General features: G+C 30.2%; 24 protein-coding genes. All 24 read left to right on the top strand.

Translation table 11 applies throughout. From position 1 onward, the window contains the following. Positions 1–348: 348 nt before the first annotated feature. Positions 349–711 carry an endonuclease domain-containing protein gene (locus WA327_RS02035; RefSeq protein WP_336065880.1) on the top strand — a complete coding sequence of 121 codons (363 nt, stop codon included), beginning with the start codon at positions 349–351 and terminating at the stop codon, positions 709–711. Between the two features lie 482 nt (positions 712–1,193). Continuing rightward, positions 1,194–1,421: a hypothetical protein gene (locus WA327_RS02030; RefSeq protein ID WP_336065878.1), complete on the top strand. Its 228-nt coding sequence runs from the start codon at positions 1,194–1,196 to the stop codon at positions 1,419–1,421. A 183-nt stretch (positions 1,422–1,604) separates the two neighbouring features. After that, a complete protein-coding gene (locus WA327_RS02025; protein WP_336065876.1) occupies positions 1,605–2,447 on the top strand; it encodes an ABC transporter permease in 843 nt (280 codons plus the stop codon). Positions 2,448–2,558: 111 nt separating this feature from the next. Continuing rightward, entirely contained in the window at positions 2,559–3,782 is a 1,224-nt protein-coding gene (locus WA327_RS02020; protein ID WP_336065872.1) for a polysaccharide ABC transporter ATP-binding protein, read from the top strand. 2 nt (positions 3,783–3,784) lie between these two features. Beyond that, on the top strand, positions 3,785–4,453 hold the full coding sequence (locus tag WA327_RS02015; protein ID WP_336065870.1) for a sulfotransferase: 669 nt from the start codon (positions 3,785–3,787) through the stop codon (positions 4,451–4,453). After that, positions 4,453–5,526 (top strand): DegT/DnrJ/EryC1/StrS family aminotransferase, encoded by a 1,074-nt coding sequence (locus tag WA327_RS02010; protein ID WP_336065868.1) that lies wholly within the window; start codon positions 4,453–4,455, stop codon positions 5,524–5,526. The genes WA327_RS02015 and WA327_RS02010 overlap by 1 nt, the downstream gene beginning before the upstream one ends. Then, a complete protein-coding gene (locus WA327_RS02005) occupies positions 5,523–6,227 on the top strand; it encodes a WbqC family protein (RefSeq protein ID WP_106679489.1) in 705 nt (234 codons plus the stop codon). Before WA327_RS02010 ends, WA327_RS02005 begins: the two co-directional genes overlap by 4 nt. 1 nt (position 6,228) lies before the next feature. Beyond that, entirely contained in the window at positions 6,229–6,888 is a 660-nt protein-coding gene (locus tag WA327_RS02000; RefSeq protein WP_106679492.1) for an acetyltransferase, read from the top strand. A 1-nt stretch (position 6,889) separates the two neighbouring features. Continuing rightward, positions 6,890–7,825 carry a hypothetical protein gene (locus WA327_RS01995; RefSeq protein WP_106679494.1) on the top strand — a complete coding sequence of 312 codons (936 nt, stop codon included), beginning with the start codon at positions 6,890–6,892 and terminating at the stop codon, positions 7,823–7,825. Further along, positions 7,825–8,871: a hypothetical protein gene (locus WA327_RS01990; RefSeq protein ID WP_106679497.1), complete on the top strand. Its 1,047-nt coding sequence runs from the start codon at positions 7,825–7,827 to the stop codon at positions 8,869–8,871. Before WA327_RS01995 ends, WA327_RS01990 begins: the two co-directional genes overlap by 1 nt. Beyond that, positions 8,872–9,789, top strand: coding sequence for a glycosyltransferase (locus WA327_RS01985; protein WP_336065864.1), 918 nt, complete (start codon positions 8,872–8,874; stop codon positions 9,787–9,789). Next, entirely contained in the window at positions 9,782–10,915 is a 1,134-nt protein-coding gene (locus tag WA327_RS01980) for a glycosyltransferase family 4 protein (protein WP_336065862.1), read from the top strand. The genes WA327_RS01985 and WA327_RS01980 overlap by 8 nt, the downstream gene beginning before the upstream one ends. Before the next feature lie 5 nt (positions 10,916–10,920). Beyond that, positions 10,921–11,820, top strand: coding sequence for a glycosyltransferase (locus WA327_RS01975; protein WP_336065861.1), 900 nt, complete (start codon positions 10,921–10,923; stop codon positions 11,818–11,820). Beyond that, positions 11,814–12,704 carry a glycosyltransferase family A protein gene (locus tag WA327_RS01970; protein ID WP_336065859.1) on the top strand — a complete coding sequence of 297 codons (891 nt, stop codon included), beginning with the start codon at positions 11,814–11,816 and terminating at the stop codon, positions 12,702–12,704. Before WA327_RS01975 ends, WA327_RS01970 begins: the two co-directional genes overlap by 7 nt. Before the next feature lies 1 nt (position 12,705). Further along, entirely contained in the window at positions 12,706–13,872 is a 1,167-nt protein-coding gene (locus WA327_RS01965; protein ID WP_336065856.1) for a glycosyltransferase, read from the top strand. Between the two features lie 4 nt (positions 13,873–13,876). Continuing rightward, positions 13,877–14,905 carry a glycosyltransferase gene (locus WA327_RS01960; RefSeq protein ID WP_336065853.1) on the top strand — a complete coding sequence of 343 codons (1,029 nt, stop codon included), beginning with the start codon at positions 13,877–13,879 and terminating at the stop codon, positions 14,903–14,905. A 4-nt stretch (positions 14,906–14,909) separates the two neighbouring features. Further along, positions 14,910–15,977: a galactosyltransferase-related protein gene (locus WA327_RS01955; protein WP_336065852.1), complete on the top strand. Its 1,068-nt coding sequence runs from the start codon at positions 14,910–14,912 to the stop codon at positions 15,975–15,977. 3 nt (positions 15,978–15,980) lie between these two features. After that, positions 15,981–17,114, top strand: coding sequence for a glycosyltransferase (locus WA327_RS01950; protein ID WP_336065850.1), 1,134 nt, complete (start codon positions 15,981–15,983; stop codon positions 17,112–17,114). A gap of 10 nt (positions 17,115–17,124) precedes the next feature. Then, the gene (locus tag WA327_RS01945; protein WP_336065848.1) at positions 17,125–17,814 is read left to right on the top strand and encodes a sulfotransferase family 2 domain-containing protein; all 690 of its coding nucleotides are present in this window, start codon (positions 17,125–17,127) and stop codon (positions 17,812–17,814) included. Continuing rightward, the gene (locus WA327_RS01940; RefSeq protein ID WP_336065846.1) at positions 17,814–18,725 is read left to right on the top strand and encodes a glycosyltransferase; all 912 of its coding nucleotides are present in this window, start codon (positions 17,814–17,816) and stop codon (positions 18,723–18,725) included. Before WA327_RS01945 ends, WA327_RS01940 begins: the two co-directional genes overlap by 1 nt. A gap of 110 nt (positions 18,726–18,835) precedes the next feature. Beyond that, positions 18,836–19,990: an acylneuraminate cytidylyltransferase gene (locus WA327_RS01935; RefSeq protein WP_336065843.1), complete on the top strand. Its 1,155-nt coding sequence runs from the start codon at positions 18,836–18,838 to the stop codon at positions 19,988–19,990. A gap of 11 nt (positions 19,991–20,001) precedes the next feature. Continuing rightward, complete coding sequence (locus WA327_RS01930) at positions 20,002–20,877, top strand: N-acetylneuraminate synthase family protein (RefSeq protein ID WP_336065840.1); 876 nt, start codon at positions 20,002–20,004, stop codon at positions 20,875–20,877. A gap of 10 nt (positions 20,878–20,887) precedes the next feature. Continuing rightward, entirely contained in the window at positions 20,888–21,649 is a 762-nt protein-coding gene (locus WA327_RS01925) for a hypothetical protein (protein WP_336065837.1), read from the top strand. An 85-nt stretch (positions 21,650–21,734) separates the two neighbouring features. Continuing rightward, positions 21,735–22,559 carry a polysaccharide pyruvyl transferase family protein gene (locus WA327_RS01920; protein WP_336065834.1) on the top strand — a complete coding sequence of 275 codons (825 nt, stop codon included), beginning with the start codon at positions 21,735–21,737 and terminating at the stop codon, positions 22,557–22,559. Positions 22,560–22,851 lie beyond the last annotated feature (292 nt).

Below are 22,851 nucleotides of genomic sequence, written 5' to 3'. Positions count from 1 at the left end.
AGAGGAGGTTTTAATTATTTTGTAGTTTAATAGAAAGTCATTGTTATTCCGAGGGAAATATGACTGAAGGAATCTGTTGGGTTATTTCTTTTTTTAATGAGATTACTTTGTCTTTTGTCCTCGCAATAACTTTGTTTTCAAACTCCTCTTTCTTCCAATGTTCTTTGGGAACATTGAAATTCATTCTCCTCTTTATCTAAAGAGGAGAGCTGGAAAGGTGAAAAAAACTATCTAAACCAGCTCCTCTCTTTAGCTAAAGAGAGGTGGCATAACGTAGTTATGACGGAGAGTTTGACGTAAAACGCGAAGCAGTTTTAATAATCAAAATTATTGTCTATTTTTAATTTAATGTATAGAAAACGAATACATAGTAAAACAGAACTTAAAGGTCTTAGAGCTGAATTAAGACAAAGCTTAACACCCGCTGAAGCTTTTTTATGGTCTCATTTAAAAGCAAAACAATTTCATGATTTAAGGTTTAATAGACAGCATAGTATAGGCTATTATATTGTTGATTTTTATTGTGCAAAACTTAAGCTAATTATAGAATTAGATGGTGAGGTGCATAATAATGCTGTGCAAGCAGAAAAGGATCAACTTAGGACTAATTACTTGAATAGCTTGGGATATACTGTGATTAGGTTTGAGAATAAAATGGTTTTTGATAACTTGACTTCTGTTTTTAGAAGTTTAGAAGAATATATTTCTTAAAATAAATTAAATAATCTCCATAACCAGCTCCTCTCTTAAGCTAAAGAGAGGTGGCTTAACAAAGTAAAGACGGAGAGTTTGTCTCAAAACGCGCAGCAGTTTCACTAATAACTTACATTTAAATTACTAGATTATTTTACTCACTACTCACTACTCACTACTCACTACTCACTACTCACTACTCACTTCATCGATTAAAGTGATGATTCCTATGTCAACTTGTTCAAGTAAAATTTTTTTGATTTTTCAATAGCATAACTCAGCCTAGTGGTAATGAGGGATAAATCGGTTTTTTTACACAATTGTTGATAATTATGTGGAAAACAGTTGTTTAAAAAACAATAACCCAGTGATAAAACAATGTAAATTAGCATCCTAAACTAATATAAACATTAAGCTAAAAATTAAAAAAATGAATTACCAAGGCAGGAGTAACCGACAAGTTCAATTTGAACGACACAGAGAATTAAAAAAACAGTTAAATGAAGCTACATACAATATGCATAGATACTAAACAAGCATCCATAGTTTTAGGTAAAAGCATTTCTCATGCAAGAACTATCATTAGAGCTATTAAAGATAGTCATAAGAAAAAAAGTTATCAGCCAGTAACCATCAAAGAGTTCTGTGACTATATGGATTTACCTTATGAAGAGGTGTTTAACATGGTTAATAATATTAATGAGGCATCTACTTCAAAATCCGCCTAAGACCATCTGTTTTTCTAAAAGAGATATCTCTCTAATCATCTTCCCTTTACTTTTTTAAGATTTTTCTCTATAAAACGTTAGATTTTTGCGTTAAAACACCAAAAAAATCGTTTATTTGTGTTTGTAAGGTTAGCCTACTTTAGTTATTGGTTGGCTTACAATTAACAAAAAATAGAGTATCCTTTGGAAACCAAAGTTTATCAAAAAAACAATACCCTAAGTCTTTTTAAGCTGTTTTCTGCGAGTTTAAAAGATATTTATACATCACGTTTTTTGTCAAGACAATTGGCAGAACGCGATATTAAAGCCCAATACCGTCAGTCTTACTTAGGTGTGTTTTGGGCGTTTTTTACCCCTTTAGCGACTGCTTTAGTTTGGGTTGTACTTAACAACAGTGGTACAGTTAGACTAACCGATACGGGTATGCCTTATCCGTTGTTTGCTTTTTCTGGTACGTTGATTTGGTCTATTGTTACCGAGTCTATCAAATCGCCTATGCAGAGTACTAATAGTGCTCGTGGTATTTTAACCAAAATTAATTTTCCAAAAGAAGCCTTGATAATCTCAGGTATTTACAAGCTTTTATTTAATACGTCTATAAAACTGTTATTACTACTTGTTTTTGTGTTGTTTTATGGTGTTGGCTTTAGTTGGACTTTATTGCTAGTTCCTGTTGCAGTGATTGGTGCAGTATTGGTTGGTACTACTATAGGGTTGTTTATTACACCTATAGGCTTGCTTTATACCGATATTAATAGGATTATTACGTTTGGCTTGCAGTTTTTAATGTATGTTACCCCAGTGGTATTTGCTTTACCAAAAGAAGATGGTTTGCTAAAAACCTTAATGATGTATAACCCTTTAACGCCCATTATATTAACCACTAGAGATTTTGTAGTAGGACATGTGTCAGACTATGGTTACCAATTTTTAATTGTAATTGCTTGTTGTCTCCCGTTGTTGTTAATTGGTTTGGCTATATATAGATTATCTATACCGATTATTGTGGAGCGATTGAGTGCGTAGTTAGTAATGAGTAGTGAATAATGAGTAATGAGTAATTAGTAGTGTGTGTGATTTCTCGCTTTGCTCGAAATGACTAAGGAAACTTAAAAAAATAAAAGATAAAAAAGGTTGATGAACCCAGAACAAAACATACAAACCGATAATGAGGTTTTAGTAAAGGTAGAAGGCTTAAGCAAAAAGTTTTGTAAAGACCTAAAGACTAGCCTATGGTATGGTGTTAAAGATTTAATGACTGGTATTGGTGGTAGCACTAATGAGCGTGCGTTACGACCTAAAGAGTTTTGGGCAGTTAAGGATATTAATTTTGAGTTACGACGTGGTGAGTGTTTGGGCTTAATAGGTCATAACGGTGCAGGTAAATCTACCTTACTAAAAATACTAAATGGATTAATTAATCCAGATGCGGGTAAAGTAACTATTAAAGGTAGAGTAGGTGCATTGATAGAACTAGGCGCAGGATTTAACCCAATATTATCTGGTAGAGAAAATATTTATAATAATGGAGCTATTTTAGGATTTACCCGACAGGAGATTGACCAAAAGCTAGACGCTATTATTGCTTTTGCCGAGTTGGAAGAGTTTATAGATATGCCCGTACAGCATTATAGTAGCGGGATGAAAGTGCGCTTAGGCTTTGCAGTAGCCGCACAAATGGAACCTGATGTGTTGATTATTGATGAGGTGTTGGCAGTTGGTGATTTAGGGTTTGTTTTAAAATGTTTTAAGACTATTGATCGTATTTTGCCAAATACGGCAGTGATTTTTGTCTCCCATAGTATGCCTATGATATCTCGAATGTGTAACCAAGTTATCCTAATGGACAAAGGTCAATCTAAGTTTCAAGGTGAAAATGTAGGGAAGGCTATTGATTTATATTATACTAGGTTTTCAAATAGTGGAAATAATATAGTTTTTGATGATGGCAGTATTATGCTAGAGGATATTACTATGTTAAATACAGAACAAAAAGAAGGTTTATATCAAAGGTATTGGAATGACGATTTAATCTTAATGCTTAACTTTAAGAATAATAAATTAAAGGAAAAACCTCAATTTGCTATAACTATTTTTGATAAAGAGCAACGTCCTGTAGCGTTAATAGAACAAAATGGTTCAGATTCAGTTATTGATTTTAATGAAGACAGATTAAGCTTTACGGTTAATCATAGAAACTTGCAGTTATCAAAAGGGTTGTATTCTCTAAATATTTCTGTCAATAATATGAAATCTAAAGAGCCTTATTTACGCATTAATGGAATTTTAGATTTTCAAGTTATACATGAGCAAGAGACTTGGCCACCTTTTTTGTTAAGCGCAAATTATACAAGTAATTAATTATGATGTTTTTAAATAAAAATAAGCCAAAAATATTTTGTATTTCGTTTCAGAGAACTGGAACAACTTCAGTTGGACATTTTTTTAAAGATTTTGGATATAAAGTGGCAGGGTATGATTCTAAGAGAAGTGTTGAATGGTCGACAAAACGTTTTTTAGGTGATTTAGATAGTATTTTTTTATCCAAAGATTTTAAAAATAATCAAGTTTTTGAAGATAACCCTTGGTGGGAAGAAGATTTTTATAAAATTTTATATCACAAATTTTCAGATGCTAAATTTATATTGTTTACAAGAGATTCAGATAAATGGTTTGACTCTATGATTAATCATTCAAAAGGAAAGACATTAGGGAATACTTTTAGACATTCTAAAATTTACAAACGAGAAGAAGAATATTATAATTCATTTTCTGATAAAAATTATTATAAATCAATAAAAGAAATAGATAATTTGCTTGAAATAAATAATACACATAGAGAGCATTATAAGGCTATTTATAATTTGAGAAATAAGGAAGTAATCGATTTTTTTAATTTTTATAATCCTAATTCATTATTTGTTGGTCAGCTTGAGGATGTAAATAAGTGGAAAAAGCTTGGTGCGTTTTTTAATATTCAAGTTCCTGATAATTATAGTATTCATGCAAACAAATCAAATAAACTCTTTTAATGATTAACGTTACCAAAACATTTTTACCGCCACAAGAAGAGTATCAAGCTATTTTAAAACGAGCTTGGGATACAGGATGGATGACTAACCGAGGTGTTTTGGTTAAAGAACTAGAAGGTCAACTTAAATCTTATCTAGGAGTTAATCAAATGATAGCTATGACAAACGGTACTTTACCGTTACAAATAGCTATTAAAGCTCTAAATTTAGAAGGTGAAATTATAACTACACCATTTAGTTATGTGGCTACGACCAGTAGTATTGTTTGGGAAGGTTGTACACCTGTGTTTGTAGATATACATCCTGAGTATTTAACTATAGACGAGACCAAAATTGAAGCAGCGATAACACCAAAAACAACAGCCATATTAGCTACACATGTTTTTGGTAACCCTTGCGCTATTGACGAAATTGAAATTATTGCTAAAAAATATAATTTAAAAGTAATTTATGACGCAGCACACTGCTTTGGAGTGACCTATAAAGAACAATCTATTTTTAATTACGGAGATGTAAGTACATGTAGTTTTCACTCCACTAAATTATTTCATACAGGAGAAGGAGGTGCTTTGTTTTGTAATGATGCACATTTGCTTAATAGCCTATTTTATCACCATAATTTTGGTCATAAAGGAAAAGAAGATTTTCAAGGAATAGGCATTAATGGTAAAATGAGTGAGTTACAAGCTGCACTAGGCTTATCTGTGTTGCCTTATATGGAACAAATAATTGCTTCACGAAAAAATGCAATTGAAGTTTACAATTCTCTCTTGGAAACAATAAATGTTAAAACAATAACAATAAGACCAGAAACAGAATGGAATTTTAGTTATTACCCTATTCTTTTTGAAGAAGAAGCTCAATTATTAAAAGTTGTAGCTGCATTAAATAAAAAAGAAATATATCCAAGACGTTACTTTTACCCTAGTTTAAACACTTTGCCTTACATTATTCATTCAAGTTTGCCATTGTCGGAAGCTATATCCAAAAGAATTTTATGTTTGCCTTTATATTATAGAGTTGATGAAAATATTCAAATACTAATTGCTAATATTATAAAAAGTAGTCTATGAAGATAGGAATTATGCAGCCATATATATTTCCTTACCTCGGTTATTTTCAATTAATAAAAGCAGTTGATGTATTTGTTTTTTATGATGATGTAAACTTTATAAAACGAGGTTGGATTAATAGAAATAAACTCTTAGTTAATGGAGAAGAGTATATGTTTACCATTGCTTTATCTAAAGCCTCACAAAACAAACTAATAAATGAGGTTTTACTTTTAAATAAAGTTGAAACTAAAAACCAATTATTAAAAACGTTAAAGCATAATTATAAAAAAGCTCCTTATTTTGATAATGTATATTTTCTAGTGGATGAAATTTTAAGTAAAGAAACTAATAAAACAATCGCAGATTTAGCAATCAATAGTGTTGTAGGTGTTTCAGAATATTTAGGACTAAACAAAACTTTTGAAAAAAGTTCAATTAGTTGCAATGATACAAAAGGACAAAATAAAGCTGATAGACTTATAAATATTACTAAAGACAGAGGTGGAGATTTTTATATAAATCCCATCGGTGGTCTTGAATTATACAACAAAGATTATTTTTTAAAGCAAGGAGTGACTTTAAAATTTATAAAAAATGAATTAACATCATATAAGCAATTTGAAAACCAACATGTTAAAGGGTTATCAATAATAGATGTTTTGATGTTTAATTCTAAAGAAGAAACGATAAAACTAATAGAAAACTATAAATTAATATAATATGGCAAAAGTTATCATTTTTGGCCTTTTAGATACGGCAGAACTAGCACATTATTATCTTGAAAATGATAGTGAACATGAAGTAGTGGCATTTACAGTCTCAAAAGAATATATAGACAAAAATGAATTTAAAGGGTTGCCTGTAGTGCCTTTTGAAGATATAGAAACTATTTATCCACCAGATCAATATCATTTGTTTGCGCCAATGACTGCTAAACAAATGAATCAATTGAGGGAAAAAATTTATTTAGAAGGAAAATCAAAAGGTTATAAATACATTTCTTACATAAGTAGTAAAGCTACTGTTTTTGATAACGAAATTGGAGAAAACTGTTTTATACTTGAAGACAACACAATACAACCATTTACTAAAATAGGTAATAATGTTGTTTTATGGAGTGGAAACCATATTGGGCATCATGGAGAAATTAAAGACCATGTCTTTTTTACGTCTCATGTAGTTATGTCAGGACATTGTATTATTGAGTCTTATTGTTTTTTTGGGGTTAATGCAACTATCAGAGATTACACGCACTTAGCTAAAGGTACATTATTAGCTATGGGTGCTAGTCTTACAAAACAAAAAACAGACGAATGGAGAGTATATGTAGGTAATCCCGCAAAAAAATTAGAAGGTAAATTAAGTTATAAAATGTATTAATATGAAATGGGATAAGAAAGGATTGATTTTTAACCCTGAAGAGAATAATGTAAATTGGATAAAAAGTTATGCTGCTTTACCTGTATGTGACTTGGTTTCAGATAATGTATTAAGAATATATTTTTCTACCAGAGATTCAAAAGGAAGAAGTATTCCTACTTTTATTGATGTTAATCCAGAAAATCCGAAGCAAATATTAAATGTATCTCCAAAGCCAATATTAAATTTAGGTGACCAAGGTACTTTTGATGATAATGGTATAATGCCATCATCAATAGTAAATTTTGAAGGAAAAAAGTATTTGTACTACATAGGTTGGAATCCTCAAGTAACAGTTTCGTATAGACTTTCCATAGGCTTAGCAATAAGCGAAGATGGAGTTAATTTTAAAAAATATTCTTTGGGTCCTATTCTAGATAGAGATAAACATGAGCCTTTTTTTAATACAGCACCTAACGTAATTATAGATAAAGGTATTTGGAAAATGTGGTATGTATCATGTACTGGTTGGAAAAATATTAAAGATTGGCCTGAGCCATTTTATTTAATTAGATATGCTGAGTCAAAAGATGGAATAAATTGGGAAAGAAAAAATGTTGAATGTATAGGCTATGATGATTTTACTCATGCGATAGGAAAACCTTGTGTATTTAAAAAGGATGATATGTATCATATGGTTTATTCATACAGGAATTCTGTTGATTATAGAATTGATAGTGAAAAAAGTTATAGACTGGGTTATGCTACATCAAATAATGGTATAGATTGGGAAAGAAAAGATAATGAAATAGAATTGAAGCACCCAAGCGAAGATTGGGAATCAATAATGCAAGAGTATAGTACTACTTATATTCACAAAGGAAAAAGATATTTAATTTATAATGGTAATAGTTTTGGGAAAACAGGGTTTGGATATGCCATTTTAAAAGAGAATTAATGAAAACTAAATACATTCATATTGGGTTACCAAAAAATCTGTCAACAACACTTCAAAGAGATTTTTTTAGCAAACATCCAGAAATACATCATCTAGGAGTAGGAGTAGGCTCAAATATAGATTATATTAATCCTAATATAGCTACAGCATGTGAAAATCATTTTCAGTATAGTAAGAACTTTTCATACAATAGACAAAAAGAAAAAATAGTAAATGCTTTTAATTCAGAATTTAAAAATTTTGAAACAAACGTTAAAAAGAAAGCTTGTGGTATATCTTTAGAATTGCTCTCTTTTACATTTACTCCAGACCAAATAGAAATTGAAGAAAAGGCTAGAAGAGTTTTTGAGTCTTTTGGAAAAGACACTAAAATTATAATAATTGTAAGACAACAATTCAAACTTATTGAGTCACTATATAAAGAAGCTATTAAGATAGGATATTATGGTACATTCAAAAATTATCTTAATTACATTTATTTATCAAGAGATAGAAACTTTATTTACGATTTTCAATATGATTATTTAGTTGAAATATATTCCAAGTATTTTGGTATGGAAAATATAGAACTTTTGACTATTGAAGATTATCGTCATTCAACAGGTGATTTAATTTACGATGGGGATGAATGCATGTTAACAAAAAGATTATCAAATATTTTAGGTTTGTCTGATTTTAATTTTAAGTTAGGGCACTATAATAAACCATTAAGTATTACAGAGTTAAATACAATGATGGAGTTAAATTTTAAAGAGCATCACGGTATTGGTAATCAAGCTTACAGTACTGCAACGAACTTTCATAGGTTAAAAGATTATTTCAAATTTGAATTAGGGATAAATTTAGCAGATGAAGTTTTATTTAAAGATGCTAGAATCAAAAATAAGCACATTGAATTATCAAAAGAAATTGATAATAAAAAAGCAATTGAGTTTGATTATCCTACAGAGATAAGAGAATTTTTAAAGGATTTGTTTTACGAATCTAATTTACGTTTAGAAAAACTCCTTGATATAAAATTACCACAAACATATTACAATAATTAAATGTCTTTGCCTGTAGTTAGCATAGTTGTAACAACCTATAATCATCAAGATTATATAAAACAATGTTTAGATAGCATTTTAATGCAAAAGACAAACTTTGCTTATGAAATTATTTTAGGAGAGGATGAAAGTAGTGATGGGACAAGAGAAACTTGTCAAGATTATGCTAATAGATTTCCTGATATTATTAAGTTGTTTTTGCGTTCCAGAAAAGACGTTATATATATAAATGATAGACCAACGGGACGTTATAATTTTATTGAATCTTTAAAATCAGCAAAAGGGAAATATATAGCACTTTGCGAAGGTGATGATTATTGGACAGATCCTGATAAATTACAAAAGCAGGTTGATTTTTTGGAACAACATAAGCAATATGGTTTATGCTCACATAATGCTGAAGAAATAGATTTTAAAAAACCAGAAGAAAAAATAATAATACCTAATACAAATTTAGATTTAAAAATAGAAGATTTTATAAGAGCGAATAGGTTAGCAACTTGTTTAATAATGTTTAGAAAAGATAGTTTTAAATTTGGTTTGAGTTGGTTTGAAAAAATACCATTTGGTGATTTGTGCGTTATTTTAAATGTGTTAAAAAACACTAATCAGAAGGCTAAAGTTTTAAATGATACTATGGCTGTCTACCGTATACATTCTAGTGGAATTCATGGGAGTTTGAAGAGTAATAATACAAAACTAATTAAAGCTTATTTACAACATATAAAGTTTTTTAAGATTATAAAAAAAGAATTGTTATTTGAGCAAATTTTTCAAAAACCAATTTATAATAAGCTAATAAAAACGTACAGTATATTAATGAGTTTGAGTTTAAAAGAGAAAAAAAAAATAATGTATTTCAAGTTTCGTTTTTTAGAGGTGTACTTTAAAATTATAAAAAAAATAAAGTATGTTTAATAATATTCTCTTCATCACTCATGAGTCAAGTCTTACAGGCGCGCCAAAGATGTTACTGCATTTTATAGAATGGTTGAAAAAGCACCATCCTAAAATGGTTATTACTGTATTGTCTTTAAAACGAGGACTATTAGAAGCCGATTTTAAGGCTGTATCTGATTATTATTACGAAATAGAAGATTATAAAAAGCCACCACCAACACTAACGCAACGTGTTTTAAAAAAAATATTTAAAAGTAAACCTAAGCCAACACCAAAAGACTTACTTATAGCACAACTGCAGGCTACAGCGTTTGACTTTGTTTATGCTAATACAGTAATTGCATTGCCAATAGCAGCAACTATTAATCATGGTAATGCGTCTAAATTAGTAGTACATGTACACGAGTTAAATGCTGTTATTAAGCAATTGCTACCTGATTTATCAAGTTTAGATAAACAAGTTAATCACTTTATTGCTGCTTCAAATCTTGTTAAATCCAATCTTATAGAACAATTTAAGATTGATGCAAATAAAATAACTAGGGTTTATGAGTGTTCTAAAGTTAAACCTAATACGGTTACTAATATTGAACATGAAATTTTTAATGTAGGTGCATCTGGTACAGCCCATTGGCGCAAAGGATCTGATTTGTTTATTTTGGTCGCTAATTACATAAAAGTAAATTACCCTGATTATAACATTAAATTTACTTGGGTAGGCGATGTGTCTAAAAATGAGCGTATTACCATAGAGGAGGATTTAAGGAAGTTACATCTAACTAATGTTGTGCATTTTATTGGTAATCAAACTAACCCTACAAGTTTTTATAATGATTTTGATGTGTTTTTAATGAGCTCTAGAGAAGATCCTTTTCCTTTAGTTTGTATAGAAGTGGGGATGTTAGGGAAACCTATAGTATGCTTTAAAGGCGCAACAGGAACAGAAGAAATTATAGAGCAAACAGGAGGTGGATTTGTTGTGCCTTACTTAGATATTAAAGAAATGGCAGAAAAAATAGTGTTTTATTACAACAATCCAGATAGTGTTAAGACACACGGTATGATTAATACAGAAGCATTTAGTCAGTTTCACCCAGATATTATTGCTCCTCAATTACTAGAGGTTATTAAAAAAATAAACTAATTAGAATGAGTGTGCCAAATGTAAATACTGTTTTGGTTTCGGTTTGTATACCGACTTATAATGGAGCCGAGTACTTAAGTGAAGCTTTAAATTCTGTAAAAGCACAAACTTTTAAAGAGTTTGAAGTTATTATTAGTGATGATGCCTCTAAAGACAATACACTAGAGATTGTAGAGCATTTTAAAAATAGTGTAGATTTTCCTGTAACAATTTTTAATCATGAACCGCAAGGTATAGGTGCGAATTGGAATTTTTGTGTGCAAAAAGCAACCGGTAAGTATATAAAGTTTTTGTTTCAAGATGATATTTTAGCACCTAGTTGTATAGAGCAAATGGTAAGACTGGCACAAACTAATGACAATGTTGGATTAGTTTATGCTAAAAGAGATTTTTTATTTGATACAGATGCAAGTGATTATACAAGTTGGTTAAAAAAATGTGGTGTGTTACATGAAAGCTGGGCAAGCCTAGATGTTGAAGAAGGTATCATGTCAGGTAAAGCTTATTTAAGGGATAAAAATTTATTAGATATGCCAAATAATAAAATTGGTGAACCATCATTAGTTTTATTAAGAAAAGACGTGTTTGATAAGGTAGGTTTTTTTAATACTGAATTAAGTCAGACCTTAGATTTTGAGTATTGGTATAGATTAATGCCTTACTATAATGTAGGTTTTGTAGATGATTATCTGTTAACATTTAGACTACATCAAGATCAAGCCACACAAAAAAACAATACTAAAAAAACTAAGGATGCTGTTTTGTTACCAAGATTATTAATGAGAAATTTGTTTTGGTATCTACATGCTAGACAAAGAATTTATTTAATAAAAGAGGTTTTTTATATTTCTTATTTTTTTAAACAGATAAGAAAGGTTAAGAAGAAAATATTAAAGATTTGGTAGTATCTATAATCATACCAGTACATAAGACCATACCTTACTTTAAAGACTGTGTGTTAAGTGCTTTAAGACAAAGTTATAAAGATATTGAAGTTATAATAGCTTGTAATCATACTTTAACACGTAAGGCTTGTGAAGAGTTTTTAGCTATTAAAGATACTAGGTTGGTTTTTATTGAGACCAAAAAAGGACGTCATCATGCTCGTAATGAAGCGCTTCAAATAGCTAAAGGTGACTACATACAATTTTTGGATTATGATGATTATTTATATCCTGAGAAAATAAGTTTGCATTTAAAGGCATTTGTTGCTGATAATAAACATCTAGCAGTAGGTTTATGTCAATGGAAAAAATTTACTAATCATATAAATGAAGCCTATAGTTTTCCTTTTTCCTATTTATTTACGGAACAGCCAAAACATCTATTAGATGTTATAGAATTATTGGGTGAGAAAGGTGGGTTTGTAGCAACAATAGCTTGGCTTTTTCCTAAAGACTTAATTAAAAACATTAAATGGATAGATGCCCCAAATGATGATGCTGTTTTTATTTCTGATTTAATTAAAAAAAAACCTGAAGTTAGTTTAATAAATAGCACTTTAGCAGGGTATAGGATACATGATTTTAATACTAGTACTCTAACAGAAAAGAAGGAGCTTGATTTGCTCTTAAAAGGTTGGCAACACATTAGTATTAATTTGAAGGAATACACCTCTGTAAAAGTTTATCAATATCTTTATAGAGCATATGTAATAATTTTAAAACAATCAAAAGTGTTTAATTATTACAAATATTTTAAGGTTTTGATGTTAGTGATTAGCTATGGTTTTAAATCTAAACAATCTTTTATAAAGATTTTAAAAGATATAAAAAGAAGTCTGTATTAGTTTGAAAAAAAATAACATACTCATATTTGGGCCTTTTGGAGATTTTGGAGGTAGAGATGTAGAAGTAAATATTATAGCCAGAGCTTTATTAGATCAATATAAAGTAGATATAGTGTCTTCTGAATATATGACATATGGATCATTCGCTATAAAAGATATAGCTTATAAAGTGTCTCATACCACCTTAGATAAAATTTTATTTGACAACTCTATATTAATAAAAATTTTAGCTTTGTTAAATGCATGTAAACATGGTTTTAAAAACAAAAACTATGGGTATGTGTCTAATCAATTTTCTAAAAAATATTTAGATTATCATTCTAAGCGCAAACAAGTATTATACGATCTTTTAAAAACATATGATTTAGTTATACTGCCAGTACAATTAAGTACTCAGTTTTTAAAAGAAACAATCTTATTTTGTTCTGATAATAATATTAAGATAGTTATTAGAACAACAGGTACCGTGTTTAACGTTTCTAAAAACATTAATTCTTTATTAAAAAAGGTAGATTTGTTTATACATCATTCTAAGTCTAATAGTGATAATGTTACAAAGTACCTTAGACATAACTACAAAATAATAGACCAGTGTACTTTAAAAGAAAAGGATTTGTTACAGTTGAATATAAATAAACAACATCCCTTAAGATATGGGTATTTAGGAAGATTAAGTGAAGAAAAGCAAATCCTACAAATATCACAATTGTTTGCAGATATAGATGTACCATTGGTAATAGCAGGAGATGGTCCGCAAAAAGAAAAAGTATTATCTATTGCAAAAAACAGTAAGAATGTGAAGTATTTAGGACTTATAGATAGTCATGCTATAGATGATTTTTTTAATGAGATAGATGTGCTAATTATCGCATCAAAAGAAGAAACAGGACCATTAGTAGGTATAGAAGCTATGGCGGCAGGAAAACTAATAGTCTCTACCAAAGTAGGAGCAATGCCAGAACGATTAGAATCTATAAAAGAGAGCTTTTGGTTTGATATTGAAGATGTAAAAACATTATTGCCTATTATTGACCAATTAAATCAAACTTCTGTTAAAGACATGGAAGTTATAGCCTTAAAAAACAGGGAGATATATTTAGATAAATATTCTCAACATAACATATTTAATGCTTATTTAAGCGCTATTAAAAACTGTATAAAACATTAATGTATTGAGACAAGGTGATAACATATCTAAAGATGTATTATTAAAATTAACACCGTGTATGCACCGTGTTATTATACCTTTATATATACCTGAAGAAACAGAATATTACAAGGATTCGTTTGATGTTTTTAGTATGTGTTTAGAGTCACTTCATAAGACCTCCTATACGAAACTTAAAATATCAGTGGTTAGCAATGGGTGTAGTGCTGGTATAAATTCTAAATTATTAGAGTTACAACAACAAGGTTTAATAGATGAATTAATTATAGAGCGTGAAGCTATAGGTAAAATAAATAGTTTGCTGAAAGTATTAAGAACGGTAGAAGAGCCCTTTATAACTATTACAGATGGTGATGTTTTGTTTTTAAATGGTTGGGAAGATAAAGTGTTTGAAGTTTTTGAAGCATTTCCTAAAGCAGGAATGGTAAGTCCTGTACCTGTTTTTAGAACTCATTTTAGATTGACTAGTAATATTTGGGTACGCTACTTGTTTAATAAACGTCTTTATTTTAGAGAAGTTAATAACCAGAACGCATTAACCAAATTTGCTAATAGTATAGGTTGGTCTAGATTAGATGAAAAATGGAAAGATACTATACTTACATTACAAGGAAAACAAGATGTTACGGCTGTAGTAGGTTGCTCTCATTTTGTTGGGACATATAAACGAGACATTTTTAAATATTTACCAAAAGTCAATAGTAACTATAAGTTGGGCGGAAATAGCGAGTTTTTGTATACTGATAAACCAGTGATTGATGCTGGAGGATATCGATTAGCAACCTATGATAATTATGCATATCACATGGGTAACACTATTGAATCATGGATGTTAGAAACGTATAATGCGTTAGATATAATAGAGCATAAAATGCCATTAAAAAATAATAATGATTTTTTGCTCAAGGATAATTTAATAATGAAGTTAGCTCGTTTTTTATTTGAAAAATTACTTTATTTTAAACCTTTTAAAAGGTATTTATTGAAAAAGAAGGGACTAACAACAAAACAGATTGAAAATTTTATAAGTTAAGCTATTGACTACTATTGTATTAACATATAGAGATCGAGATATCAAGATTGTAAAACATAGTCTAGACACCTTACAACATCAAAAAAGTAATCTTTTTAAAGTAGTATTGGTTAATTACGGAAGTAGCGCAAGTTACACGGACTTGATACAAGATTTATGTGCAGAGTACGACTTTGTAAACCTTATACATTGTCAAACCGAAGGCGAGTTATGGTGTAAAAGTCGCGCTATTAACATAGCTTTAAAGCAAGTAGATACTTCTTATGTGTTTATTGGGGATGTAGATATGTTATATCATCCGGATTTTATAAATCAATTAGACAATTTTAAACAGAAGGGAACAGCGACCTACTTTCAGGTTGGCTTTTTAAGTGAAGCAGAGAGTAAAGCCGTAAAAGCTTTTGATGACTACCATATTAACTTTAGATCTAATCCAGAAGCTACAGGTATGACTTTAATGTTTACTGACGATTTAAAAGCGATTAATGGATTTGACGAGTTTTATCATGGTTGGGGTAGCGAGGATACCGACGTGCATGTGAGGTTAAAAGCTAATGGTGTTACTGTTAACTATTATAATCAAGAGGTGTTAATGCTTCACCAGTGGCATCCCAAAGCGTATCGTAGTGTTACAAGTACTGCACCATTTCATTCTTCTTTAGAACAAATTAATCATGCTTATTTAGCATTTACTAAAGCCTCTAAAAAAACAAAAGTAAATCTTAATTTTAAGTACGGGGATTATAATTACGGTATGTATAAAGCTTTACAAACCGTTGATGCTACTTATACGTTAACAAACAAAGTGTCTGATATTAAAGGGTTTGTTAATAATGTGTTATTACAAACAACTAATCAAACTTTAAAAGTAACTGTAAGTGTAGATGTTAATTATAAGTCTTTTAAAGAGCAGGTGAAAGGCTTTTTAGGTAAGAAAACTATTCCTTTTTTGAGTATGCAAGCTGTAAATGATTTGCTATTGGAAACCTTTATTACAAGTTTAAGAGGTTGTGCTTACAGCTATAGCTTTAATCAACAAGCTGCTATTATTGTTTTTACTATTAGATTATAATTTATGAAACTTTTAATTGTATCTATGCCCTCTATACATGTTACCCGATGGGTCTCTCAGTTAGAGCACGCTGGTTTTGATGTGTACTGGTTTAATGTGCATGGTACAGATAAAAATACTAAGTTGCCTTGGGTACAACAGAAAGTAAATTGGAAGTTGAAATGGAATTATCCTGGACGTACTTTTTTTAAAAAACGCATACCAGTTTTACATAAGGTATTACAACGTTTATTTAGTAATGACACTGCTGTTGTTTTTGAATCTTATTTAAAAGATGTACAACCTGACGTGGTACATAGTTTTGCATTATATGTAGCAGCTACACCTATCGTAGAGGTTATGGAGCGACATAAACACACAAAATGGGTATATTCTTCTTGGGGTAGTGATTTGTTTTATTTTAAGAACTTACCTACCTATCTAAAAGATATAAAACGAGTGTTACAACGTGTTGATTATTTGTTTACCGATTGTAAGCGAGATTATCAAATAGCCAAAGATTTAGGGTTTAGAGGGATATTTTTAGGAGTGTTTCCTGGTGGAGGTGGATTTGATTTTGATAGCTATAATCAATATGCAAAACCAGTTTCTGAGCGCTCTGTAATTTTAGTTAAAGGCTACCAAGGACGTTCTGGTCGAGCCATACCCGTATTAAAGGCTTTGCAAGACATTTCAGAAATGTTAAAAGATTATCACGTAGTAATATTTGGTGCAGATCCAGACGTTGTTGACTATCTTAAAATTTATGAGCCTAGTTATAGTTTTAAGGTGTTTGTGAGGTCTGCTTTTTTACCCCATGAAGATATTATGAAGCTTATGGGGCAAGCTTTATTGTATATAGGAAATAGTAATAGTGATGGGATGCCAAATACGTTGCTTGAGGCTATTTGTATGGGAGCTTTTCCGATACAATCTAATCCAGGAGGCGTGACAGAAGAAGTTGTTACTGATAAAAACAATGGTTTGTTGATTGATGATTGCGAATCCGTAACCCTTATTGCAAAGCAGCTTGATTATGCGTTTCAGCATCAAAAGCTAATAGAGCAAGCTTTTATATATAATCAAAAAATGATCAAACCCGAATATGATATTGATTTAATAAAAAGCAAGGTCATAGAAGCTTATAAGTCTATATAAAAAAAGAATTATGATTAGTCATCAACATAAATGTATTTTTATTCATATACCAAAATGCGCAGGAACCACAATAAAGTATTTGCTTTTTCCTGAGGAAACGGTAAGCTGGAAAGAAGCAGATTATGATAAATTACATGGATGGTGCCCTGAGAGAAAGTTTTTTATGCAACATGCTACAGCCAAGCAGTTAATAGAGACCGGTTTGGTAACACCAGAGATATGGAAGTCTTATTATAAATTTACTTTTGTAAGAAATCCATGGGATAGGGCTGTGTCGGATTACTTTTGGATGAAAAAGGATAGAAATATAGAAGACAGTTTTAAAAATTATTTACTAAAACAAGGTAAATTTAAAGCTGTTTTAAATGATGTAGATCAAATATATTACAGAGGAGATCATACTACACCACAAACACAGTTTTTTGATATTGAAGGTGACTATCAAATGGATTATATAGGTCGTTTTGAGAATTTTAACCAAGACATGAAACATATTAGTAGTGCGCTAGGTTTAAATTACTCTGAAAGTGTACATATTAACAAGGCAAACAAGAAGAAAAAACATTACTCAAATTATTATACAGAAGCATTAAAATTAGATTTTGAAGGCATCTATAAAGAAGATCTATTGAAATTAGATTACCAATTTAAAGTACCTAAAGCATCAAAGTTTAGTTTAAAAAATATATTTAGATTTTAATGTCATATAACACAAAATTTAAGGTTAGTGTTTTTATTCTAGCTTACAATCAAGAAAAGTATATAGCCCAAACTATAGAGGCTATTCTTGCACAAAACACAAATTTTGAGTTTAATTTAATTATTGGGGAAGATTGTAGTACAGATACTACTTTAAATATTATAAAAGAGTATCAAAAAAATAACCCTAATCGTATAAAAGTTATTACCTCTAATAAAAACGTAGGGTTGATACAAAATTTTATACGAACTATAAAAGCTTGTGATGGCAAATATATAGCTATATGTGATGGGGATGATTATTGGATAGATCAAAATAAATTACAAACTCAAGTTGATTTTTTAGAAGCAAATCTAGACTATTCTTTAGTGTTTACAGATAAAAATGATTTATACACAGATGGTAATTTAATTAGTCCTACTGTAACAAAATCTGATACTACTACTTTTGCAGACCTAGTAAAAGGTAATTATATTCCTTCTGTAACCGTCCTTTTTAAAAATGTTTTTTATAAAAAAGATTTACCAAATTGGTTAGAAAAATATCCTTATGGAGATTGGCCAGTTTACCTAATGCTTTTAAAAGATGGAGGTAAAATAAAATATCTAAAATTAATTACTGCAAATTATAGAAAAGACTCTGGTATTACTACTAGTTTAAGAAAAGATCCAAGTCAGGTTATTAAAGTTAATCTAAGTATTTTACAGGATATTTATAATGATATTCAATTTAGGACTAATAAAAAAGAAATTAAATTAAGTATTAACCAGCATAAGATGGCTTTAATGAAAGCCGAAAATAAAGCAAAACATTATTTAAGTGCATTAAATATTTTAAAGTCCCTCTTCTTTGAAATGCCTACGCATAAACTTTTTAAGCAATATTTTAGAAGTCTTTTAGTTAGAAAATAATATGTTTCTAATAGTTTGTAATTTATTCCCTTTAATCCGTAAAACATACACTTTCATCCGAAAAAAAGTGTATTTTAGCGACTAATTAAGTACAAGAAATCTTACTTATTATGAAATCGATAGGCTTTATTCCTTTACGACAAGGCTCAAAAGGCATTCCTGGAAAAAATAAACGTAAAATGGTAGGTAGACCCTTGTTTACATGGGTTTTAGGTGCTGCTTTACATTCTGATTTAGATACGATTTATGTGTATACCGATGATGAGTGGATTATTAGTTTTATTGAAAAAGAATACCATTATACGTCTAAGATAAAAGTGTTAAAACGTAGTGCTACAAGCGCCACAGATAGCGCTTCTACAGAGAGTGCGATGTTGGAGTTTGCAGCATCTATTGATTATAATTTTGATGTGTTTTGCTTATTACAAGCAACATCACCTTTTACCACTGCTAAAACTATTAATGATAGCTTATCTTTATTAAAACTAGGTTATGACTCTACCGTATCAGTAGTTAATACGCATCGATTTATTTGGGATAAAGCAGGAAAGGCTATCAATTATAATCCACAGCAAAGACCAAGACGCCAAGATTTTGAAGGGCTATTAGTAGAAAATGGTGCAGTATATACCTGTACTAAAGCAGTGTTGCAAAATAAACAAAATCGCTTAGGTGATAAAGTAGGTGTCGTGCATATGCCTGAAGAAAGCTTGAATGAGATAGATAGTGAAAATGATTGGTTAGTAGTAGAACAGCTTTTAATAGCTAGGCAACAAGGTCTTAAAAAAGCCGAAAAAATAACACACTTGGTGTTAGATGTTGATGGTGTGTTTACCGACGGTACTACTACTTATACTAAAGATGGAGAACATACCAAGCAATTTGATATGCGTGATGGTATGGGACTGGAAATATTAAGACAGTTTGGCGTTACCGTTATGATTATGACTAGTGAACGTTCTGAATTGGTGGCTAAACGTATGCAAAAGCTACAAATAGAACAAGTATATCTTGGTGTAAAAGATAAGTATACTTTGTTAACCCATTTAGCCAAACAGCAAGGCTTTAATCTAAATAATGTGGCTTATGTCGGTGATGATGTTAATGATCTAGCTAATATCTGTAGTGTAGGTTGGTCTTTAGCGCCAAGTAATGCTATGAAAGAAGTGACTAATCAAGCCGATATTATTTTACCAAAACCATCTGGTAGTGGTGCTATACGCTCTGCTTGTCATTTTATAAAACAATATAATACCCGTTTTTAAACGAAAAACAGATGACTAATTACAAAAAACCATACGTTATTGCCGAGATTGGATGTAACCATAAAGGTGATATGGAGATTGCCAAAGAATTAATTAAGGTTGCAAAAATTTTCTGTAACGTTGATGCTGTAAAGTTTCAAAAAAGACATAATAAAGAGTTATTAACCGAAGCGCAATATAATGCGCCGCATCCTAACCCAGTAAATTCTTACGGTGATACTTATGGTGCACACCGTGAATTTTTAGAGTTTGATGTCAAGCAACATCAAGAGTTAAAAGACTATTGCGAAGACATAGGCTTGGATTATTCGACATCGGTTTGGGATTTGACGTCTGCTAAAGAAATAGCAGGGTTACAGCCTAAGTTTATCAAAATACCATCGGCATGCAATAATAACGTGAAGATGTTAACGTGGCTATGTGAGCATTATGAAGGTGAGCTACATATTTCTACCGGTATGACGACTAAAGAGGAGATTGACGATTTAGTAGCGTTGTTTAAGAGACATCTCCGAGCGAAGGATTTAGTACTATATAATTGTACCTCTGGTTATCCAGTGCCTTTTAAAGACGTTTGTTTGTTAGATATTAATATTTTAAAAGAGAAATATGGTGCTGAGGTCAAACATATCGGTTTTTCTGGTCACCATTTAGGAATTGCAGTAGATATGGCAGCTTATACCTTAGGCGCTAATGTGATAGAAAGACATTACACCTTAGACCGTACATGGAAAGGCACCGATCACGCCGCTTCTTTAGAGCCTGCTGGGTTAAGAAAGTTATCCAGAGACTTAAAAGCGGTATATGAATCGCTGACCTATAAGACACAAGATATTTTACCCATAGAACAGGTACAACGTGATAAGTTGAAGAACAAAAAAGGATAATTTTAATTAGATGAAAAATAAATTAAAATCAATTTATAGAAAGTATTTAAGGCAAAAAACAAAAATTAAAAATTTTATTTTTGGAGATTATAATTATAAAAAATTTGTAATTATAAGTAGGTCTAGAACAGGTTCTACATTGCTTATGGCTTTATTAAATGATCATCCAAATATTATTTGTGAAGGAGAATTGTTTAAGGTGTTAAATGGTAAAAGTTGTAAAACAATATGGAAAACTTTTTATGGGAAAAAACCCAAAAAAATCCAGCAAGTAGGTTTTAAATTATTTTATTATCATCCATTTGATGAGGATAAGCAAGTTTGGGATTTTATTAAAAATGAAAAGGATGTTACTATAATTCATTTAGTTAGAGAAAATATGTTGAGAGCTTTTGTGTCTCAAAAAATTGGTGAAAAAACTAAAAAATGGACTGAAAATATAAATAGACCACATAAACTAGAACTTGATAGTAAAAAAGTAAGCTTAGACTATGATGAATGTTTAGAAACATTTACTAAAATTAGTTCATACGAAAGTCAGGTAAGAAAAGATTTTAGAGATTTTAATTTTGTTGAATTAAGTTACGAAGATTTAAATAAAGATAAAGATAATGCTATTGAACCTGTATTTAAAGCTTTAGGTGTACCATATAAAAAAGTTAAAACTGTAATGAAAAAGCAAAATTCTGAGCATTTGCATGATTTAATACAAAATTATAATGAATTATTAAATAAGTTTAAGGATACGGAATGGGAATATCTATTCAAGTAAAATTATTATTTAAACATTTATTCCTAATTTTTTAGATGAATTACCTTTTGTCGGTTTTAATTTATTATTTATAAAAAATAAAAATATGTTTAAAAGGGATAAAATTCCTTTGTTTTGGTGGAGTGAAAAGGTTTTAATGGGTAAATCTCTAGAAAACTATGGAGATTTATTAGGTAAGTATTTAGTAGAAAAAATCTCAGGACGCCAAGCTATCTTTAAGCATACCAAACAAAAGCATTGGTTTGATACAAGTAAAGTTTTAGTAACTATTGGAAGTATCTTAGCAAATGTTAATAAGCGCTGTGTGGTTTGGGGAAGCGGGATTATTTCTAAATCTATACCTGTTAAAAACGCAACGTTTTTAGTGGTTAGAGGTCCACAAACCAGAGCTTTTCTATTAGAAAAAGGCTATGACGTTCCTGAAGTTTATGGAGATCCTGCTATTCTATTGCCTAACTATTACAAACCAAAAGTAGAACCAATTTATAACATAGGTGTTATACCACATTATTCAGATTATAAGATGGTCGAAGAATGGTATGGTAATAATGAAAATGTGACTGTTATAGATTTGATGACTAATGATATAGAAGTAACAACAGATAGTATATTACAATGTAAGCATATAGTTTCTTCTTCTCTACATGGTATTATTGTCGCTCAAGCTTATGGGATACCAGCAGTTTGGCAAAAGTTTTCTGATAATTTGTTTGGAGATGATATTAAATTTCAAGATTATTTTGAATCTGTAGGTATTGATAGTTATCAGCCAGAAATTATTGATCAGACATTAGATCAGAATAGCTTAGAAATGCTATTAAAAAAGTATCCGGTGTTACCCAATAAAACTATTGTTGAAGGTTTACAAAAAGGGTTGTTGGAAGCGTTTCCTTTAGAAGTAAAAGAATAGTAAGTAGTAGCAAGAAGTAGGAAGTAGGAAGTAGGAAGTTTGAAGCATGAAGTACGTAGTAAGAAGCAAGAAGAAAGAGAGAAAAGAAGTCTGGTAAGAGTTTAATAAAAGGATCTTAGTCATTTCGAATAGCGTGAGAAATCACATTATTAGGATTGACGATTAACGATTATAAAAGAAGAGATTGTTTCGTCCTTCGTCCTCGCAATGACAATGTGGTTTTTTAGTTTAGAGGAAAGAGGCAAGATATGAGTAGCAGTAGGCAGTAGTAAGTAGTAAGAGAGAATAGAGT

Source organism: Mesoflavibacter sp. CH_XMU1404-2, from assembly GCF_037029465.1.
Taxonomy (GTDB): Bacteria; Bacteroidota; Bacteroidia; order Flavobacteriales; family Flavobacteriaceae; genus Mesoflavibacter.
The sequence above is the reverse complement of the archived record's forward strand: the minus strand, read 5'-3'. Positions and strand labels throughout refer to the sequence as shown.

What these genes read in the sequence shown, in the direction of transcription:
- WA327_RS02035 (WP_336065880.1), top strand. Translation starts at nt 349, where the DNA reads ATGTATAGAAAACGAATACATAGTAAAACAGAACTTAAAGGTCTTAGA.
- WA327_RS02030 (WP_336065878.1), top strand. Translation starts at nt 1,194, where the DNA reads ATGAAGCTACATACAATATGCATAGATACTAAACAAGCATCCATAGTT.
- WA327_RS02020 (WP_336065872.1), top strand. Translation starts at nt 2,559, where the DNA reads ATGAACCCAGAACAAAACATACAAACCGATAATGAGGTTTTAGTAAAG.
- WA327_RS02015 (WP_336065870.1), top strand. Translation starts at nt 3,785, where the DNA reads ATGATGTTTTTAAATAAAAATAAGCCAAAAATATTTTGTATTTCGTTT.
- WA327_RS02010 (WP_336065868.1), top strand. Translation starts at nt 4,453, where the DNA reads ATGATTAACGTTACCAAAACATTTTTACCGCCACAAGAAGAGTATCAA.
- WA327_RS02005 (WP_106679489.1), top strand. Translation starts at nt 5,523, where the DNA reads ATGAAGATAGGAATTATGCAGCCATATATATTTCCTTACCTCGGTTAT.
- WA327_RS02000 (WP_106679492.1), top strand. Translation starts at nt 6,229, where the DNA reads ATGGCAAAAGTTATCATTTTTGGCCTTTTAGATACGGCAGAACTAGCA.
- WA327_RS01995 (WP_106679494.1), top strand. Translation starts at nt 6,890, where the DNA reads ATGAAATGGGATAAGAAAGGATTGATTTTTAACCCTGAAGAGAATAAT.
- WA327_RS01990 (WP_106679497.1), top strand. Translation starts at nt 7,825, where the DNA reads ATGAAAACTAAATACATTCATATTGGGTTACCAAAAAATCTGTCAACA.
- WA327_RS01985 (WP_336065864.1), top strand. Translation starts at nt 8,872, where the DNA reads ATGTCTTTGCCTGTAGTTAGCATAGTTGTAACAACCTATAATCATCAA.
- WA327_RS01980 (WP_336065862.1), top strand. Translation starts at nt 9,782, where the DNA reads ATGTTTAATAATATTCTCTTCATCACTCATGAGTCAAGTCTTACAGGC.
- WA327_RS01975 (WP_336065861.1), top strand. Translation starts at nt 10,921, where the DNA reads ATGAGTGTGCCAAATGTAAATACTGTTTTGGTTTCGGTTTGTATACCG.
- WA327_RS01950 (WP_336065850.1), top strand. Translation starts at nt 15,981, where the DNA reads ATGAAACTTTTAATTGTATCTATGCCCTCTATACATGTTACCCGATGG.
- WA327_RS01945 (WP_336065848.1), top strand. Translation starts at nt 17,125, where the DNA reads ATGATTAGTCATCAACATAAATGTATTTTTATTCATATACCAAAATGC.
- WA327_RS01940 (WP_336065846.1), top strand. Translation starts at nt 17,814, where the DNA reads ATGTCATATAACACAAAATTTAAGGTTAGTGTTTTTATTCTAGCTTAC.
- WA327_RS01935 (WP_336065843.1), top strand. Translation starts at nt 18,836, where the DNA reads ATGAAATCGATAGGCTTTATTCCTTTACGACAAGGCTCAAAAGGCATT.
- WA327_RS01930 (WP_336065840.1), top strand. Translation starts at nt 20,002, where the DNA reads ATGACTAATTACAAAAAACCATACGTTATTGCCGAGATTGGATGTAAC.
- WA327_RS01925 (WP_336065837.1), top strand. Translation starts at nt 20,888, where the DNA reads ATGAAAAATAAATTAAAATCAATTTATAGAAAGTATTTAAGGCAAAAA.
- WA327_RS01920 (WP_336065834.1), top strand. Translation starts at nt 21,735, where the DNA reads ATGTTTAAAAGGGATAAAATTCCTTTGTTTTGGTGGAGTGAAAAGGTT.